Origin of the sequence: Leclercia adecarboxylata (genome assembly GCF_006171285.1) — a bacterium.
Lineage (GTDB): Bacteria > Pseudomonadota > Gammaproteobacteria > Enterobacterales > Enterobacteriaceae > Enterobacter > Enterobacter barmai.
Genome location: NZ_CP040889.1, coordinates 5,094,375 through 5,112,861, shown reverse-complemented (window position 1 = coordinate 5,112,861; position 18,487 = coordinate 5,094,375). Strand labels below are relative to the sequence as shown.

Annotated in this window: 19 protein-coding genes; 12 read left to right on the top strand and 7 right to left on the bottom strand. The window is 55.5% G+C overall.

Going from position 1 to position 18,487, the window contains the following annotated elements:
• Positions 1 to 44 precede the first annotated feature (44 nt).
• Positions 45 to 689: a protein-serine/threonine phosphatase gene (gene pphA, locus FHN83_RS26180; protein WP_139565401.1), complete on the top strand. Its 645-nt coding sequence runs from the start codon at positions 45 to 47 to the stop codon at positions 687 to 689.
• Here the strand turns inward: pphA and FHN83_RS26175 are convergent, their stop codons facing one another.
• The 5 genes from FHN83_RS26175 to yebS form a co-directional block, all read right to left on the bottom strand.
• Entirely contained in the window at positions 690 to 881 is a 192-nt protein-coding gene (locus tag FHN83_RS26175; RefSeq protein WP_039030805.1) for a YebW family protein, read from the bottom strand. It abuts the gene before it with no gap.
• Between the two features lie 104 nt (positions 882 to 985).
• On the bottom strand, positions 986 to 1,225 hold the full coding sequence (locus FHN83_RS26170; RefSeq protein ID WP_039030919.1) for a YebV family protein: 240 nt from the start codon (positions 1,223 to 1,225) through the stop codon (positions 986 to 988).
• Between the two features lie 103 nt (positions 1,226 to 1,328).
• Positions 1,329 to 2,771: a 16S rRNA (cytosine(1407)-C(5))-methyltransferase RsmF gene (gene rsmF / locus FHN83_RS26165; RefSeq protein WP_138369339.1), complete on the bottom strand. Its 1,443-nt coding sequence runs from the start codon at positions 2,769 to 2,771 to the stop codon at positions 1,329 to 1,331.
• Between the two features lie 76 nt (positions 2,772 to 2,847).
• Complete coding sequence (locus FHN83_RS26160; RefSeq protein ID WP_139565400.1) at positions 2,848 to 5,481, bottom strand: PqiB family protein; 2,634 nt, start codon at positions 5,479 to 5,481, stop codon at positions 2,848 to 2,850.
• Positions 5,450 to 6,733 carry a membrane integrity lipid transport subunit YebS gene (yebS, locus tag FHN83_RS26155; RefSeq protein WP_039030802.1) on the bottom strand — a complete coding sequence of 428 codons (1,284 nt, stop codon included), beginning with the start codon at positions 6,731 to 6,733 and terminating at the stop codon, positions 5,450 to 5,452. The genes FHN83_RS26160 and yebS overlap by 32 nt, the downstream gene beginning before the upstream one ends.
• A gap of 131 nt (positions 6,734 to 6,864) precedes the next feature.
• On the opposite strand from yebS, the gene FHN83_RS26150 reads away from it, so the two are divergent.
• The 4 genes from FHN83_RS26150 to htpX all read left to right on the top strand — a co-directional run bounded on the left by FHN83_RS26150 (position 6,865) and on the right by htpX (position 11,291).
• The gene (locus FHN83_RS26150; RefSeq protein ID WP_039030801.1) at positions 6,865 to 7,362 is read left to right on the top strand and encodes a GAF domain-containing protein; all 498 of its coding nucleotides are present in this window, start codon (positions 6,865 to 6,867) and stop codon (positions 7,360 to 7,362) included.
• A 97-nt stretch (positions 7,363 to 7,459) separates the two neighbouring features.
• Complete coding sequence (proQ, locus tag FHN83_RS26145) at positions 7,460 to 8,146, top strand: RNA chaperone ProQ (protein ID WP_039030800.1); 687 nt, start codon at positions 7,460 to 7,462, stop codon at positions 8,144 to 8,146.
• Between the two features lie 19 nt (positions 8,147 to 8,165).
• The gene (prc, locus tag FHN83_RS26140) at positions 8,166 to 10,214 is read left to right on the top strand and encodes a carboxy terminal-processing peptidase (protein WP_138369336.1); all 2,049 of its coding nucleotides are present in this window, start codon (positions 8,166 to 8,168) and stop codon (positions 10,212 to 10,214) included.
• A 195-nt stretch (positions 10,215 to 10,409) separates the two neighbouring features.
• Complete coding sequence (gene htpX, locus FHN83_RS26135; RefSeq protein ID WP_039030798.1) at positions 10,410 to 11,291, top strand: protease HtpX; 882 nt, start codon at positions 10,410 to 10,412, stop codon at positions 11,289 to 11,291.
• Positions 11,292 to 11,338: 47 nt separating this feature from the next.
• On the opposite strand, the gene FHN83_RS26130 is transcribed toward htpX, so the two are convergent.
• Entirely contained in the window at positions 11,339 to 12,712 is a 1,374-nt protein-coding gene (locus FHN83_RS26130; RefSeq protein WP_138369335.1) for an MFS transporter, read from the bottom strand.
• A 178-nt stretch (positions 12,713 to 12,890) separates the two neighbouring features.
• Between FHN83_RS26130 and kdgR the strand changes: the two genes are divergently transcribed.
• Entirely contained in the window at positions 12,891 to 13,682 is a 792-nt protein-coding gene (gene kdgR / locus FHN83_RS26125) for a DNA-binding transcriptional regulator KdgR (RefSeq protein WP_039030796.1), read from the top strand.
• Between the two features lie 54 nt (positions 13,683 to 13,736).
• Here kdgR and FHN83_RS26120 read toward each other — a convergent pair whose 3' ends face one another.
• Entirely contained in the window at positions 13,737 to 13,976 is a 240-nt protein-coding gene (locus FHN83_RS26120) for a YobH family protein (protein WP_039030918.1), read from the bottom strand.
• Between the two features lie 158 nt (positions 13,977 to 14,134).
• Between FHN83_RS26120 and mgrB the strand changes: the two genes are divergently transcribed.
• The 6 genes from mgrB to ftsI all read left to right on the top strand — a co-directional run bounded on the left by mgrB (position 14,135) and on the right by ftsI (position 18,482).
• Entirely contained in the window at positions 14,135 to 14,278 is a 144-nt protein-coding gene (gene mgrB / locus FHN83_RS26115; protein WP_039030795.1) for a PhoP/PhoQ regulator MgrB, read from the top strand.
• 73 nt (positions 14,279 to 14,351) lie between these two features.
• Positions 14,352 to 14,642: a YebO family protein gene (locus tag FHN83_RS26110; protein WP_039030794.1), complete on the top strand. Its 291-nt coding sequence runs from the start codon at positions 14,352 to 14,354 to the stop codon at positions 14,640 to 14,642.
• Positions 14,643 to 14,661: 19 nt separating this feature from the next.
• Positions 14,662 to 15,651, top strand: coding sequence for an MBL fold metallo-hydrolase (locus FHN83_RS26105; protein WP_139565399.1), 990 nt, complete (start codon positions 14,662 to 14,664; stop codon positions 15,649 to 15,651).
• A 527-nt stretch (positions 15,652 to 16,178) separates the two neighbouring features.
• Positions 16,179 to 16,322, top strand: a complete 144-nt coding sequence (locus FHN83_RS26100; RefSeq protein WP_072036694.1) for a DUF2627 domain-containing protein — start codon at positions 16,179 to 16,181, stop codon at positions 16,320 to 16,322.
• Positions 16,323 to 16,334: 12 nt separating this feature from the next.
• Positions 16,335 to 16,544: a transcription antiterminator/RNA stability regulator CspE gene (cspE, locus tag FHN83_RS26095; RefSeq protein ID WP_001062678.1), complete on the top strand. Its 210-nt coding sequence runs from the start codon at positions 16,335 to 16,337 to the stop codon at positions 16,542 to 16,544.
• 219 nt (positions 16,545 to 16,763) lie between these two features.
• A complete protein-coding gene (gene ftsI / locus FHN83_RS26090) occupies positions 16,764 to 18,482 on the top strand; it encodes a peptidoglycan glycosyltransferase FtsI (protein ID WP_139565398.1) in 1,719 nt (572 codons plus the stop codon).
• Positions 18,483 to 18,487: the final 5 nt, after the last annotated feature.

Below are 18,487 nucleotides of genomic sequence, written 5' to 3'. Positions count from 1 at the left end.
ATTGCCGTACTCCGCAGGGACTATACTGATCCTGAGGAGGCGCTATGTATCTCAAACTTGAAGGTCACAACTGGCGGCACGTCTGGGTGGTAAGCGATCTTCACGGCTGTTATCAGATGCTTATGGAGGCGCTAAAGCGCCGGCATCTTAATCCGTATGAGGATTTACTTATTTGCGTCGGCGATTTAATCGATCGCGGCCCGGATAGCGTGAAATGCCTGCAGTTATTAAATGAAGCGTGGTTTTATGCCGTGCGAGGTAACCATGAGCAGATGGCGCTGGACGCCCTGCATAATAATCAGTTTGGCCTGTGGATGATGAATGGCGGCAACTGGTTCGCTGAATTAAAAGGTGAACAACAGCAGCAGGCTATCGATCTGTTCCGCCGCTGTGAAACGCTGCCGTGGATTATCGAAATCAACTGCGCTAACGGATTGAATGTCATTGCCCATGCCGATTACCCGTCATCGCACTATGTGTGGAATAAGCCGGTAGAGAAGCAGCGCATTCTGTGGAACCGGGATCGTCTGCAGGATTTAATGAACGGCAGCGAGGAGGGGATCGGCGGGGCAGATCACTTCTGGTTCGGCCATACGCCGCTCAGAAAACGCTATGACTGCCAGAACCTTCACTACATCGATACCGGGGCAGTGTTTGGCGGCAGCCTGACGCTGGCGCAGCTGCAGTGATTACAGGTCAGAATACTCCTGCGCCGGGCGCCAGAAGCCGTCGATAAAATCTTCTACCGGATAACAGCCGCCGTGGCGGATACGCTGGTCGTCCATCGATGCCTCGCACTGGGGTTCGGTGCGATACACGTCCACCACCAGATCTTCACAGCCTGCGTCCAGATAACAGATAAACAATACCAGTGCGTACATCATGCCCCTCAGCATTTACTACCGTATTGATATTGTAGGGGATGATTCAGGGAAGGGGAGAAATTGGGAATAAATAACCCGCCTGCGGGCGGGTTCTCTCTGAATCAGGCAAGGCGCATGATCCAGGCATCGGAACCTTGGTCGTAATGCTTACGGTACAGGACTGAGTGTTCTCCATCGAGAATGGCCGGGACGCTGGTGTCTGCATCCCAGGCGTCGAGTTGCATGCACAGGTCGGGGTCGGATTTACAAGGGATAGTTAACGTTCGCTCGCCCTGCGTATCGCCGTTTAACTCGGCATCATCGATTTCGAATGCGCCAATGCGCACATTGGTTTTCGTCATAATGCTCTCCAGGATCATGTTGTGGTCTGGTACGACCAGTATAGTCGCCCACTTTTCAGCCTGGTCAATGGAGAGCAAAAGCGCCAGTAAAAAAGTGCTATTTTTAGCTCTCTTCGCCGTTACCGGTAAACAAGCGGCCATCGCGAACCAGCTCGCGCGGGTAGCTGTTCTTCAGGCGCGAGCCCACTTTTTTCGCCAGCCCTACCGGAAAGCCCTGATACGTCAGGACCGCATCATCCCCGGTTGGGGTTGCCTCTGGCCACACATCGCGTCCGCGATACCACTCTTCCGCTTCTGCCTGGGTCAAGGCAAAGGTGTTGTGCTCGCCCGCCAGGGCGATCACCGCTTCATGCTGCCAGCGGTAACCTTTGTTGTGCGTCTCCGCCAGGCGGATGCCGAGACGAGAAAAACGCACTTTGCCTATCAGCGGCTCAATCTCCGTCGGGAATAACCACACCTCTTTATCACGCTGCCACAGGCGCAGGTTGTCGTCCCAGCGCAGGCCCACCTGATGTGCGGCGGTGGCGATCTGCTGGGCTTCACGGGTTTTAAGCGGCGTGAACGGGAAGTTGCCGACCTTGAATTTTGGCACGGGCAGCGGCGCTATGGCCGCGGTTTTACGCAGGCGTGCCACGAAGAAGCCTTCGCAGTCGTAGATGTGCGGGAAGACGTGCAGGAACCCTTCGGGAGTGACGCAGTCAGCGGCGCTGGTAAACAGGTCGTTCAGCGGCAGGAATTCAACGGCATCGGGATACTGCTCTTTCAGCCACAGGCAGACGGCTTCGTTTTCGTCGCGGTTCAGGGTGCAGGTGGAGTAGACCAGCGTCCCGCCGGGGCGCAGGGCGTGGAAGGCGCTGTCGATAAGCTCGCGCTGGGTGGCGGCGATCTCCAGATTGCTGGCGACGGACCAGTTCTTCAGCGCGTCAGGATCTTTGCGCACCACCCCTTCGCCGGAGCAGGGGGCGTCCAGCAGGATCGCATCGAAGGCTTCCGGCAGGGCCGCGCCAAACACGCGGCCATCAAAATGGGTTAAGGCCACGTTGCTGATCCCGCAGCGGCTGATGTTCGCGTGCAGCACCTTAACGCGGCTGGCAGAAAACTCGTTGGCGAGGATCGCCCCCTGATTGTTCATCCGTGCGGCGATCTGGGTGGTTTTGGAGCCAGGCGCGGCCGCCACGTCCATCACCCGGGCGGGGGTATTACCATCGGCAAACAGCGCCGCGACCGGCAGCATGGAGCTGGCTTCCTGTATGTAGAACAGCCCACTCAGGTGTTCTGCTGTGCTGCCCAGCGGTAACGCCTCTTCGTCGTCACGCTCGATCCAGAATCCCTCTTCACACCAGGGCACCGGCGTGAGCTGCCAGTTGTAGGGGGCGACAAGCGAGAGGAAATCCGCCACGCTGATTTTCAGGGTGTTGACGCGCAGGCTGCGGCGCAGCGGACGCTGGCAAGCGGCGATAAACGCATCGAGAGAGAGAGGATCAGGCAGGGCCTGGCGCATTTGAGCCAGAAATTCTTCTGGCAGATAGACGGAACGTTGAGACACGAGCGCACCACAGGGAGTCAAAGAGGCGCGCAGTGTACCACAAACGCTCCGGTGGGTTGACACCGGAGCGTAAGGGTTAGCGTGGCAGGGCGGTTCCCCAGTTGCGCCACTCTTTCGGCTCGCTCTCCTGCAGCAGGAAGTGCTTGCCGGGCTGGGATTTCGGCGCCAGCGGGGTACCCGGCGGCGTCGCGAAGGCAATACCGCCGCGGATAAACTGATTAAAGGTCCCGGTTTTCACCACGCCGCCGGTCAGACCAAAGTCCAGCGAATAACCGGACGCCAGCCAGAACACCGAGTTGTTACGCACCAGATGCTGATAGCGATCGCTGATACGCAGGGCCACCATCACCCTGTCGGAGAGCGTCCCCAGCGTCAGCCCGGTCACCGTACCCACTTCCATGCCGCGGAACAGCACCGGCGTACCGATGGCGAGCGACGCCGCATCCGGCACCTCCACCACGATGCTCAGGCCATCGAGATAGCGTGAATCGGTGATAGTCGCCTCCTGCAGTTCGAAGTCGCGGCGCGCCTTGCCCTGGCCGGGTTCGACGTTGATATAAGGCTGGAGAATGGTATCGAGATGCTCAACGCCTGCCGCGGAAATCTGCGGGGTGATCACCGAGAAACGCGTCCCGGCGCGGGCGAAGTTTTCGACATATTCCGGATACAGCACCGCCGTGGCCTGCACTTCGTTGCGGGCGGTGATCAGCTTCAGGTTCTGGATCTGCCCGATATCAATCCCCAGATAGCGTATCGGCATCCCTTCGGCGAGCTTACCCGCATCAAAAGCATGCAGGGTGATCTGGCCGCCCACCGCACGGGCTGCGGTTTCGGAAGGGTAGAGGATCCGTTTGTCGCCTTTACGCTGGCTGGCGCTCGCCCCGCTCAGGTTGTCAAAGCTGATGGCCCCGCGCAGGGCGCGGGAGAGCGGAGAGGCCTGCACCGTCAGGCCGCTGCCGTTAAGCTGCACTTTGGCCCCGCCTTCGGCCCAGAACACGCTGTTGCTGGTAAGCAGCTTGCGGTATTCCGGCTTGATGTGCAGTTCGATATCAAAGGCATTGGCGCGCGGGCGAACCAGAATCACTTCACCCACCTCGAATTTGCGATACAGCACCACCGAACCTGCCTGCACGTCCGGCAGGGTGTCGGCCACCAGCGTGAGGGTGGTGGTCGGCAGATCGCTCAGGCTGTTTTCCAGAGCTTTATCGAGGTTGGCATACAGCGGATAGCTGTCGCGCATGGCGCCTTTGTCACCCGGCAGGATACGTATCCCGCCGCTGATCCATTCGCTGGCGCTGGCCGCCAGGAACTCGACGCCGTCGAGCCCGACTTTGACATCCACCCGGCTGTTGACCACGAATTTGCTGTCGCCATGCACCAGCTCGCGGTACTGCGGATCGATCGCCACCTCAAAGCTGACGCCTTTGCTGGTTAAGGTGCGCTCAAGCACCTGGCCAATCTGCACGCCGTGCAGGATCAGCGGCTGACCGGCGTCGATACCGTAGCTTTCCGGTGCGTTGAGTTTGACGGTGATGACGCCGGGTTTTTGCAGCAGCGCCTTATCGGCCGGGGCGATCACAAACTGATTTATCGGTTCGCCGCCGCCGGGGATCAGTTCAAAAGTGCTGCCGGTCAGCAGGCTGCTGACGCTGGGGTTGCTCAGCGACAGTTTTGGCGAACGCAATTCGATGCGCGTGTTTTTGCGCAGCAGATCGACCACGCTCGGGTCAACGGTCATCTCACCGGTGACCAGGCCGCCAGGGTTAAGGGTCATTTTGGTGAGCTGCCCAACCTGTAATCCCTGATACATCAGCGGGGTGGAGTCTTCCTTCAGACCATCCGCAGAGGGGAGGGTGAGCTTCACAATCACGCCGCGCTGGCTGTGGGCCAGATCTTTATACAGGCCAAAATCATCTTCCTGGGTGGCGGGCTCAGAACCTTCCGGTGAATCGAAGGCGATAGCCCCGTTCACCAGCGCCGCCAGGCTCTCCAGCTTCACTTTGGCACCGCTCAGGCTCAGGTCGGCATCCACGCCGGACACATTCCAGAAGCGGCTGCCTTTTTTCACCAGCGAGGTAAAGCGTCGTTCGATCAGCACGTCGATGACCACTCCCTGCTTGTTAGGGGTGATGGCGTAGTCATAAACCCGACCGACGGGGATCTTACGGAAATAGACCACCGAACCGCTGTTCAACGAGCCCAGATCCTGTGCGTGCAGATGGATCATCAGATCGCCATTGTTGAGCCGGTATTTCGGCTGCGTATCCAGGGCGGTGAAGTGATCCTTTGGTTCACCTTTACCTGGCATCATGCCGATGTAGTTACCCCCGACCAGCGCATCCAGACCGGAAACACCCGCCAGCGAAGCTTTGGGCGTAACCAGCCAGAACTGCGTCTCATCGCGCAGGGCATCTTTCATATCGGATTTGATGCTAACGCGAACCTCGATTTTATTGAGGTTCTTATCCAGTGAGATATCCTGGACGGTCCCTACTTCAACCCCCTGAAAACGCACCGGCGTACGGCCTGCCACAATGCCGTCGGCGCTCTGGAAATCGATAGTGACGGTATTGCCGCGATCCTCGTAGCTGGTCCAGATTAACCAACCGGCGATCATCAGAGCGATAACCGGCAGTAACCAGAATGGCGAAATACGACGTTTTGTTTTAACTCGCGCTTCAGTCGGCGAAGCTGGCGTTTCCTGACTCATGTGCATCCCAAAGTAAGCGGCTATCCAGCCATTCCACTGAAAGAATAGTCAAAATCACCGCAGTGCCGAAATAGAACGCTGCGGGTCCCATAGTAAAAGCAAGGAGCTGATCGCGATTGATCAGCGACATCATCAACGAAATAACAAACAGATCCAGCATTGACCAGCGGCCAATCCAGGTAACGAAACGCAACAACAGTATGCGGGTTCTCAGCCCCTGTTCACATTTAAAATGAATGCTGACGAGCAGGGTAAACATCACCACCACTTTGGTAAAGGGCACCAGAATACTGGCGATAAACACCACCGCCGCTACGGCGATATTGCTGTGCGCCAGCGAGACGATGCCCGACATGATGGTATCCTCCTGCCGTCCACCGTTGACGTAAATCACCGAGATAGGCAGCAGGTTGGCCGGAATAAGAAACACCAGCGAGGCGATCAGCGCCGCCCAGCATTTTTGCAGACTGTTATGCCGCCGCACGCGCAGGGGGATATGGCAGCGTGGGCAGCGACCGCGCGCGTCGGGCAGTCCGGTATAGTGACAGCCAAGACAGACGCGCAGTTCGGGGTTGTAGCGGGTGGCGGGGCGCTGGGGGTAAAAGCGTTCCCAGAGCTGCTCCACGTTCAGGTGAATAAGCGTCAGCACGCTCAGGATCACCAGCGCAATAAACGCAAACAGACCGCCGCCCGGCTGCAGGTAAGCGTAGTCCTGCACTTTGATGGAGGCGACAACAATCCCCACCAGGTAGATATCCAGCATCACCCACTCCTTGAGCTTCTCAAGCATCAGGAGTACCGGGCGCAGGTTCATTCCCAGGATATTGCCGAGCCACAGGTAGGCGATAGCCGCCACCAGCACCACCGGCGCGCCGACGGTACAGAACAGGACCATCGAGGCCGTAAGGGGATCGCCCTGGCGGGTCATCTGCCAGATCCCCTGTAACAGGTTGGCATCAATGCGCACGCCCAGCAGGTGCAGGCGCAGCAGCGGCTCGCTCCAGGCGAAGGGCATCAGCAGCATCATAGTGACCGCCATCGCCGCCAGCCGGGTCAGTGACCAGTCACGGCCGTCGCGAATTTTTGCGTTGCAGCGCGGGCAGAAAGCACTTTGGTATGATTTCATCTTTGGCAACGTAAAAAGCGTATCGCATTGCGGGCAACGCTGATAATGTGCACGAGGCAGCGCATCGCCGACCGTATGCACGGTGATTTTTTTCGTCGGCGTTATTTTCGGTGATTTAAGAGCCATCGGTCGCGCTAAAAAAGGATAGTTAATAGTTATCTTAACTCATGAATGGATTCATCTTGAGCATGAACGTAAATAATGCTTATTTTAATAGGCTATGCTGTAACTTTGTAAGACAACCAAGTGATTGAATAATGAACAAAACAGAATTCTACACGGATCTAAACCGTGACTTTCAGGCATTGATGGCAGGTGAAACCAGTTTCTTAGCCACTCTGGCGAATACCAGCGCATTACTTTTTGAGCGTCTTTCCGATGTGAACTGGGCCGGTTTTTATCTGCTGGAAGGTGAAACCTTAGTACTCGGACCCTTCCAGGGCAAGCTCGCCTGCGTGCGTATTCCGGTCGGGCGCGGCGTATGCGGCACCGCGGTGGCGCAAAATCAGGTGCAGCGTGTGGATGACGTTCACGCGTTCGACGGGCACATCGCCTGCGACAGCGCCAGCAACGCTGAAATCGTCCTTCCTCTGAAAGTAAACAATCAGATTATTGGTGTTCTGGACATCGACAGCACTGTCTTTAATCGCTTTACAGCCGATGATGAACAGGGGCTGCGCGAGCTGGTGGCGAATCTTGAAAACGTTCTCGCCGCGACCGATTATCACAAATTCTTTGCGAGCGTCGCAGGATAATCAACGGATAACGTAGCATTTACGGATGGCGTCATTATAATGTCGCCTGTTCATGCCTGCGGCTTGTCGGCAACGTCCGTTGTAATCAGGAAATTTCATGGAAAATCAACCTAAGTTGAATAGCAGTAAAGAAGTTATCGCGTTTTTGGCCGAACGTTTTCCTCAATGTTTTAGTGCCGAAGGCGAAGCTCGTCCCCTGAAAATTGGTATTTTTCAGGATCTGGTAGAGCGTGTTGAAGGTGAGATGAACCTCAGCAAAACCCAACTCCGCTCCGCCTTACGTCTTTATACTTCGAGCTGGCGTTACCTTTACGGTATCAAAGCGGGCGCGACGCGTGTTGATCTCGATGGCAACCCTTGTGGTGTGCTGGATGAGCAGCATGTTGAGCATGCCCGTAAGCAGCTTGAAGAAGCCAAAGCGCGAGTTCAGGCTCAGCGTGCTGAACAGCAGGCTAAAAAACGCGAAGCAGCCGCGGCCAATGGCCAGGAAGAAGCGCCTCGCCGTGAACGCAAGCCACGTCCTGCACCGCGTCGTAAAGAGAATACCGAGCGTAAGCCACGTGCTGAGCAACCGGCGGCAAAAGCCCCGCGTGCGCCTCGTGAAGAGCCGCGCCACACTCCGGTTTCTGACATCACCGCCCTGAGCGTGGGTCAGTCTCTGAAGGTAAAAGCGGGTAACAATGCTATGGATGCCACCGTACTGGAAATCACCAAAGATGGCGTTCGTGTACAGCTGACTTCTGGTCTGTCAATGATTGTACGCGCAGAACACTTGTTGTTCTAAAACGGAGGCCAAGCCCGGCATGAACACATTTTTTAAGCTCACCGCGCTGGCTGGCCTGTTTGCAATAACAGGCCACGCTTTCGCTGTGGACGAGATTACGCGTGTCGATCAGATTCCGGTTCTGAAGGAAGAGACTCAGCACGCGACGGTCAGTGAGCGCGTCACGTCGCGCTTCACCCGTTCGCACTATCGCCAGTTCGATCTCGACCAGGCCTTTTCGACAAAGATTTTCGACCGCTACCTGAACCTGCTGGACTACAGCCATAACGTCCTGCTGGCGAGCGATGTCGAACAGTTTGCCAAAAAGCAGACCCAGGTTGGGGATGAGTTACGCAGCGGCAAGCTGGACCTGTTCTACGACCTGTATAACCTGTCGCAGAAACGCCGTTTTGAGCGCTATCAGTACGCGCTTAAGGTGCTTGAACGTCCAATGGACTTCACGGGTAACGACACCTTTAATCTTGACCGCAGTAAGTCGCCGTGGCCAAAAGATGAAGCCGAGCTGAATCAGCTGTGGGACAGCAAAGTTAAATACGACGAGCTGAGCCTCAAACTCACCGGTAAAGATGAGAAAGAGATCCGCGAAACGCTAACCCGCCGCTACAAATTTGCCATTCGTCGCCTGGCCCAGACCAACAGTGAAGATGTCTTCTCGCTGGCGATGACGGCCTTCGCGCACGAAATCGATCCGCACACCAACTATCTCTCTCCGCGCAACACCGAGCAGTTCAACACCGAGATGAGCCTCTCCCTTGAAGGGATCGGCGCAGTGCTGCAGATGGATGACGATTACACCGTCATCAACTCCATGGTTGCCGGTGGCCCGGCGGCCAAGAGCAAGGCGATTAGCGTAGGCGATCGCATTGTCGGTGTCGGTCAACCAGGCCAGAACATGGTTGATGTGATCGGCTGGCGTCTGGATGATGTGGTTGCCCTGATCAAAGGGCCAAAAGGCAGCAAAGTCCGTCTGGAAATTCTGCCTGCTGGTAAAGGCACCAAGACCCGTATCGTTACCCTGACCCGCGAGCGTATCCGTCTGGAAGACCGCGCGGTGAAGATGTCGGTGAAAACCGTGGGTAAAGACAAAGTTGGCGTGCTGGATATTCCTGGTTTCTACGTGGGCCTGACGGACGACGTCAAAGTCCAGCTGCAGAAACTTGAAAAACAGAACGTTAAGAGCGTGATTATCGATCTGCGTACCAACGGCGGCGGCGCCCTGACCGAAGCGGTTTCGCTTTCCGGTCTGTTTATCCCGTCCGGACCGGTGGTACAGGTGCGCGACAACAACGGTAAAGTGCGTGAAGACGCGGATACCGATGGCGTTGTGTACTATAAAGGCCCGCTGGTGGTGCTGGTCGATCGCTTCAGTGCCTCGGCGTCGGAGATCTTTGCCGCCGCGATGCAGGATTACAGCCGTGCATTGATTGTTGGCGAACCGACGTTCGGTAAAGGTACGGTGCAGCAGTACCGCTCCCTGAACCGCATTTACGATCAGATGCTGCGTCCGGAATGGCCAGCGCTGGGCTCGGTCCAGTACACCATTCAGAAGTTCTACCGCGTGAATGGCGGCAGTACCCAGCGGAAAGGCGTGACCCCGGATATCATCATGCCGACGGGTACCGAAGAGACGGAAACCGGTGAGAAGTTCGAAGACAACGCGTTGCCGTGGGATAGCGTGAACGCTGCCACCTACGTGAAGTCGGGCGACATGACCCAGTTTGGTCCGGCGCTGCTGAAGCAGCACGACGACCGCATCGCTAAAGATCCGGAGTTCCAGTACATCGTCAAGGATATTGCCCGTTTCAATGCCCTGAAGGCGAAACGCAATATCGTCTCTCTGAATTACGCGCAGCGTCTGAAAGAGAACGAAGAGGATGATGCGACACGTCTGGCGCGTATCAACGACCGCTTCAAACGTGAAGGTAAGCCAGTCCTTAAAAAGCTGGATGACCTGCCGAAGGATTACCAGGAGCCGGATCCGTATCTCGATGAGACGGTGAAAATCGCCATCGACCTGGCGAAACTGGAAAAAGACAAGCCTGCCGGTAACCCCGCTCCGGCAAAATAATCTCCCCCAACAGGCACAAGAAATTGTGCCTGTTTTTTTGTTAACCGCATTCTGCCGTCAGGCAGTCATTTCATTATGTAAAGTTGTGTCTTTCTGGTGACTTACGCCTCTCCAATCCTTGAAAATATGCGGAATACCCATACGATGTGGGTAATCGCATAGTGCGTTTTGTTAAACTGAGGTTAAAAGAATATTATGATGCGAATCGCGCTCTTCCTGCTCACCAACCTTGCGGTCATGGTGGTCTTCGGGGTGGTTCTCAGCCTGACAGGAATTCAGTCGAGCAGCGTTCAGGGTTTGTTGATTATGGCGCTGCTGTTTGGTTTTGGTGGCTCCTTTATCTCACTGCTGATGTCCAAGTGGATGGCACTTAAGTCCGTTGGCGGCGAGGTTATTGAGCAACCGCGTAACGATATGGAACAGTGGCTGATGACCACCGTTGCCAACCAGTCCCGTCAGGCAGGTATTGCCATGCCGCAGGTGGCGATTTATCACGCCCCGGATATTAACGCCTTCGCCACCGGTGCGCGTCGTGACGCCTCTCTGGTTGCGGTGAGCACCGGTCTGCTGCAGAACATGAGCCGTGATGAGGCGGAAGCAGTTATCGCCCATGAGATTAGCCACATTGCCAACGGCGATATGGTGACCATGACCCTGATTCAGGGTGTGGTGAACACCTTCGTTATCTTCATCTCGCGTATTATCGCCCAGATTGCCGCAGGCTTTATGGGTGGCGATCGTGAGGAAGGCGAGTCGAGCAACGGTAACCCGCTGATCTACTTTGCGGTTTCAATGGTACTGGAACTGGTATTTGGTATCCTGGCGAGCATCATCACCATGTGGTTCTCCCGTCACCGTGAGTTCCACGCTGATGCAGGTTCCGCCAAACTGGTTGGCCGTGAGAAGATGATTGCTGCGCTGCAGCGTCTGAAAACCAGCTACGAGCCGCAGGAAGCCTCCACCATGATGGCCTTCTGCATCAACGGTAAATCGAAATCGCTGAGCGAGCTGTTCATGTCTCACCCGCCGCTGGATAAGCGTATTGAAGCGCTGCGTAACGGTGAATACCTGAAGTAACAGCTTCGGCTGGATAATAAAAAAGCGCGTCTTTCGACGCGCTTTTTTTATGCCTGCGAACGAGGCTGGGTGACCCTGAGTCCGCTGATGATGGCCGCGACGGTGGCCAGCGTGCCGGCGGTCAACAGCGCCATGTGCGTGCCGCTTTGCCCGGCCAGGTTGAACATCAACGCTACCAGCGCCGCGCCGGTACTCTGTCCCAGCAGGCGGGCGGTGCCCAGCATCCCGCTTGCACCACCGCTGCGATGGCGGGGAGCGGCGGTGATAATGGTGTGGTTATTCGGCGACTGGAAGAGGCCAAAGCCTGCCCCACACAGCACCATGCGCCAGATGATATCCAGATCGTGAGGAGCTGCAGGCAGGAGGGCAAGCGCGAAAAGTCCTGTTGCCATCACCACCAACCCCAGCGCACCCAGTAATCCGGCATGTACCCGCTCAATCAGATAACCCGCCAGCGGCGCCATCACCATTGTTGCCAGCGGCCAGGGCGTTAACAGCAGACCCGTTTCCACTTCTGAGCGGCCAATGACGCTTTGCAGGAAGAAGGGCAGGGAAACCAGGGCCAGCATCTGCGCGCAGAATGAGCAGATGGAGGTACAGATAGAGAGCGAGAAGAGCGGAATACGCAACAGGTCCACCGGCAGTAACGGCACCGGCAGCGCCAGCTGACGACGCACGAAGAAGAAGCCGACCACCAGCAGCGCCACGACCTCGCCCGCTATCAACATAAGCGACTGGCCCTGGGCAAACCCGCTCAGGGCGGTGATCAGCAGGCCAAAGGTGAGGGCGTTCATCACCGCGCTCGGGAGGTCGAATTTGGGCATGCTGCTTTTCGGCCCGTTGGCGGGTAAAAAGCGCAGGGCGAACAGCAACGCCACGATCCCCAGCGGAACGTTGATTAGAAACAGCCACTGCCAGGAAGCTACGGAGAGGATCGCTGCGGCGATGGTCGGGCCCGCCGCAGACGACACGGCAACGATAAAGGAGTTAATCCCCATGCCCCGGCCCAGATGCCGCTGCGGGTAGATCAGACGAATCAACGCCGTATTCACGCTCATCAACGCTGCGCCGCCAAAGCCCTGCGCGATGCGCGCCAGGGTCAGCATGTGCAGCGTGTCCGAAAGGGCACAAAAGAGAGACGTCAGGGTAAATACCACCAGCCCGCACTGATAGACCCGGCGGTAACCAAACATATCCCCGAGAAATGAAAACGACAGCAGCGAGATGACAATGGCTATCTGGTAGGCGTTCACAATCCAGATCGAGCTGGCGGGGGAGGCATTCAGGTCGCTGGCAATAGTCGGGAGAGCCACGTTGGCGATGGCGCCATCCAGTACAGCCATTGAAATACCGATAATAATGGTCGCAATCGCACCATAGCGTTGCGGTATCGGCAGGCCGTCAGTGGGGGTTGTAGTCATGAGAATTAATTAGCATTGGAGGTTATTATTAACAGGGTAACGATATTATCACTGTTATTTCGGTTGTATGTCGCAGATTTGTAACCAGGTAAGCCAGGATTGATTGCAGCAACGCGGCTGCGAATTTATAATAAAAACCGGTTCTGAATTTTATAAAACACTTGCGTTGAGGTGATTAATGGCAATCGCGGATTTGGATAAACAGCCAGATTCTGTTTCATCCGTGTTAAAGGTGTTCGGCATCCTGCAGGCGCTTGGTGAAGAGCGCGAAATTGGTATTACTGAGCTGTCCCAGCGTGTGATGATGTCAAAAAGCACCGTTTATCGCTTTTTGCAGACCATGAAATCACTGGGTTATGTTGCACAGGAAGGGGAGTCAGAAAAGTACTCTCTGACCCTGAAGTTGTTTGAACTGGGCGCGCGCGCGCTACAGAACGTCGACCTGATCCGCAGCGCAGATATTCAGATGCGTGAACTGTCGCGTCTGACGAAAGAGACGGTGCACCTGGGGGCGCTGGATGAAGACAGTATCGTCTATATCCATAAAATCGACTCTATGTACAACTTGCGCATGTATTCACGCATTGGTCGTCGCAACCCGCTGTACAGTACCGCTATCGGTAAAGTCCTGCTGGCATGGCGCGACCGTGACGAAGTGAAGCAGATCCTCGAGAACGTGGAATACAAACGCAGCACCGAACGCACTATTACCACCACCGAGGAGCTGTTGCAGGTGCTGGATAAAGTGCGTGAGCAGGGTTATGGCGAAGATAACCAGGAGCAGGAAGAAGGCTTGCGCTGCATCGGCGTACCTGTCTTTGACCGTTTCGGTGTGGTGATCGCCGGCCTGAGTATCTCCTTCCCGACGCTGCGTTTCTCTGAAGAGCATCTGCACGAGTACGTAGAAATGCTGCACACGGCGGCGCGTAAGATTTCTGAGCAGATGGGTTACAACGACTATCCGTTCTGATTGTTAGCGCCATAAAAAAACGCTGCCTGATGGCGGCGTTTTTTGTGCACAGAATCAGCCGTTATCTATGACGGTCTCGGTTTTCCTCAGCAGCGGGCAGCGGGACAGCCCGATGAAGCCGCTGTCTGAATGAATATACTGCGCCGTGCTGATGCCACGCGCGGTAAGATACTGGCACTGAATGCCCAGCCCACCCGCATTCTCTTTACTGCCGGTCAGCACGCCGTAGCCTGCGAGCAGCAAACCCGTCCAGACGAGTGCTATAACAATCAATGTGCGAATAAAAAAGCGCATCATTACCTCATTTTTTGAATAACTGCCGCTTAGGGTAATCGATACAATCACTTTAACAAGTATATGATTCCGAAAGCATCGCCTTCACGTTACAGTTAGGCATGGTTTAAGTTGCGCATGATAACCTGGCATCAGGCAGTTAGGGTACGGAGAGTGGAGTGAAAAAAATACGCTGGGTTATTCTGGTCTTAGTGTTGCTGGCCTGTGTTTTACTCTGGACGCAGACCATTAATGTGATGTGCGATCAGGATGTACAGTTCTTTAGCGGTATTTGTTCTATCAATAAGTTTATCCCCTGGTAGCTGTCATTTTTATCGCAAATGATTTCCTTCCTTAACGCGAGTGGTAAAATGAGCGTTTTTATTGGGGGGTGAAATGGGTGAGTTAGTGAATTCCGGGATGTTCAGCGTGGCATCTCTGGCAATCTCGGTCGTGCTGCTGGTTGTGGGCCTGGTGCTGTGGTTTTTTGTGAATCGTGCAAGCTCCCGTACCAGCGAGCAGATTGAACTGCTGGAGAAGTTGGTCGACCTGCAGAAACGACAGAATGTCCTGCTGCGTCGTCTGTGCGAAGCCAATGAGCCGGAAGAGAAAGAAGCACCAAAAGCGCCAGAAGTGACGGCTGACAGCCAGGACGATGATTTTATTCGTCTGGTAGCCGAACGCTAATCCGTTAAGGGAGGTGTGTGTGGCCTGGAGTAATCCCTGGTATAACGCCTCCCTCGCGCATCATACCCCGCAGGGCTTTCGCAATACGAATGACTCTGGTCATCAACCCGGCGACGTTGAACGCTGGCGCAAAGAGCGCAAAGCTGCCGGATTGCCAAAACCCCCAGCAGAAGGCTACGACGCCTTTATCCGCCAGTGGTGGCAGCCTGTCACCTTGAATACCCTCGAAGAAGACGGTGCCTGGTGGCTGGGACACGCCAGCCTGCTGTTACGCCTGAGCGGAAAGTACATCCTTACCGATCCGGTCTTTTCCCGGCGCGCCTCGCCGGTATCCTTTGCCGGGCCGACACGAAAAACGCCTCCGGTAACGAGCGTCGCGACGCTACCGTCACTCGATGCCGTCGTCATTTCCCATAATCATTTTGATCATCTCGACTCCGCAACGGTGCGCCAGCTTTTGCGACGCTTCCCGCAGCTCACTTTTTTTGTGCCCTTAGGACTGGGCGCCTGGTGTCGCCGTCGGGGGGCGAAACAGGTTATTGAGCTGGACTGGTGGCAAAGCTACGTTTTCGAAGGGGTGGTGTTTACGGCGGTTCCCGCGCAGCACTGGAGCATGCGTAGCCTCTGGGATCGTAATCGCTCGTTATGGTGCGGCTGGGTCTTTGAAGGACAAAACCAGCGCTTCTGGTTCAGCGGCGATACCGGATATACCCCTGAGCTCCTGACCATCCCCGAACGGCTGGGAAAACTGGATACCGTTGCCATACCTGTAGGGGCGTACGCGCCACGTTGGTTCATGTCGGTGCATCATATGGATCCGCAGTCGGCGGTGGCGCTCTGGCAGCAGTTGGGCATGCCGCGGGCGATCCCGATCCACTGGGGCGTATTTGAACTGGCAGATGAATCCCTGGATGAGCCTGTAAAAGAGTTGGCTCAGGCACTTAAGAATATATCTTTACCCGGCGATAACTTTCAGCCTCTTCGTATTGGTCAATATTTATCCTTATAAACTATTATGCGTTCGCTTAGTACTTATTCTGTATTAAACCGACGCGGGTCATATTTTATTTTAATCGAAACGTTTTGATTGCCTTTTTTTGAAGCAGGTTCATAAAAATATCATTATTTTGGTGCATGGCGACTTTCAGGGTCAGGGTGTATATAACTTAAACAAGCGAAGCGATATAGTCTGTTTTTTTACTGATAAACAAATGCCTGCCGTTGCGATCAAATCAGCATAAGTTTTTACCAAATGTTCTAATGGAAATAGATGTTGCAGGAAATCCGCCTTGCTTGCTGGACGATACGAAGTTTTTGGTCTAAGGTAAAAAAGTCTTTGATAACAGCGTCTACCCTGACGGTCACTGATCGAGCAACATACGGGCCAGCTATACACATAAGTGGATTACTGTGCAGATTGTGGCAAATCAGTCCCTGAATTTGTGCGGCTGATCGAGACACGTTTAAAAATGGCTTGCCATTATTTAAGTTGTGTGTGATAACACGGTTTGGGTCAAACGAGGTACAGTTCTGTTTATGTGTGGCATTTTCAGTATAGAAGTCCTGAGTAAACACGTTGTCGTTGAATACCGCTTCTCTGCCGAACCTTATATTAGTGCCTCATGCAGTAATGTCTCAGTTTTATCTAGTGAATGCCCGCGGGCGAAGAAATCATTCTAAGGAATTTTGCAAATGGCAAAGATTAAAGGTCAAGTTAAGTGGTTCAACGAGTCTAAAGGTTTTGGTTTCATTACTCCTGCTGACGGCAGCAAAGATGTATTCGTACATTTCTCTGCAATCCAGGGTAACGGCTTCAAAACTCTGGCTGAAGGCCAGAACGTTGAGTTCGAAATTCAGGACGGCCAGAAAGGTCCGGCTGCTGTTAACGTAACCGCTATCTGATCGAACCCCTGCCTGATCTGAAGCGTTCCGACGTTTCAGTTGCAGAGATATAAAGCCTCGCGTATGCGGGGCTTTTTAATGCATGTTTTTCAAAGTGTTACCACATGCGTCTCTGTTAGCAGTTTGTTTCAAAGCTGCGAGAGTATTAGCATTGTTTTCACCCCTCCAGCTCATATTTGCCGTTAAATCAGGGCGTTGTTACCAACCCCTGGAGCCCTGGTGAAAAAGAAACCCGTCAACCCCGCAGCAAACTTCACTCCGTTACGTTTTGCTCTTCTCTGCATGGTCATTCTTGGTAGTCTGCTCTTTCTTCTGGGCCGCGTCGCCTGGCTGCAGATCGTCAAGCCCGACCCGCTGGTTAAGCAGGAGGACATGCGCTCGCTACGGGAAGTGGCGATTAACGCCCCCCGGGGAATGATAATGGACAGGGAAGGGCGGCCGCTGGCCGTGAGCGTGCCGGTGCAGGCGGTGTGGGCCGATCCCAAAACGGTGCTGGCAAAAGGGGGCGTCGGGTATGACGATCGCTGGCAGGCGCTAGCCAGTGCGCTGCATCTGTCGCTCCCCACGCTGGCGGCGCGTATCAATGGCAATCCGCACGGCCGGTTTATCTATCTCGCCCGCCAGGTCGACCCCTCTCAGGCTAAGTGGATCGAAAAGTTGCGGCTACCGGGGATCAGCCTGCGCGATGAGTCCCGGCGTTTTTACCCGGCCGGGCACGTGGCAGCCAACCTTATCGGCTTCACTAACATCGACGGGCAAGGCATAGAGGGCATCGAAAAAAGCTTTAATGCCCAGCTCACCGGTAAACCCGGCCTGCGTCGCGTGCGCGAAGATCGCTTCGGGCGTGTGATCGAAAACATCACCGAAGTCCCGCCGGTTCAGGCGCACAATATCCAGTTAAGCATTGACGAGCGACTGCAGACCATCACGGAAGATGCCCTGGACAACGCCGTGGCCTGGAATAAAGCGGAGTCAGGGGCGGCGGTGCTGATCAACGTTCAGACCGGCGAGATCCTGGCGATGGCCAGCTTCCCGGATTTCAACCCCAATAACCGTGAAGGCGCCACGCTGAACGATTTTCGCAATCGCGCCATCAGCGACACCTTTGAACCGGGCTCAACCGTCAAGCCGCTGGTGCTGATGACCGCCCTTCAGCAGGGGCTGGTGCAGCCGGACAGCGTTATTGATACGCATCCCTACACCCTGGCCGGACACCGTATCCGCGACGTCGGTTACTACCCGGAGCTGACGCTGACCGGCATTTTGCAAAAATCGAGCGACACGGGCGTATCACGCCTCTCGCTGGCGATGCCGATCCAACGCCTGCTGGACACCTACCACGGGTTTGGCTTCGGCCGCTCCACCGGTCTGGGTTTAACGGGGGAGAGCAGCGGCCTGCTGCCAGTGCGTAAATTCTGGAGCCAGCTCGATCGCGCCACCTTTGCGTTTGGTTACGGACTGATGGTCACCCCGTTGCAGCTGGCGCGCGTCTACGCCACCATCGGCAGCTACGGCCTGGAGCGTCCGCTATCTATCACCCGCATCGATCCGCCGGTTGTCGGCACCCAGGTCATGCCTGCGTCGATTGTGCAGGAGGTGGAACATATGATGGAGAGTGTGGCCCTGCCGGGCGGGGGCGGGATCAAAGCGGCAGTGCGTGATTACCGGGTGGCGGTGAAAACCGGTACCGCGAAGAAAATCGATGATGCCGGCAACTATGTCGACAAATACGTGGCTTATACTGCGGGCGTCGCGCCGGCCAGCAAGCCTGTCTTTGCCCTGGCGGTAGTGATTAACGATCCGCAAAACGGGGCCTATTACGGCGGGGCGGTCTCGGCGCCTGTATTCAGCCAGATCATGGGCGACGTGCTGCGCATCGAAAACATCAAGCCGGATGGACTCCCGGCCGACTCAAGCCATCTAATCGTAATGCGTTAAGGCCG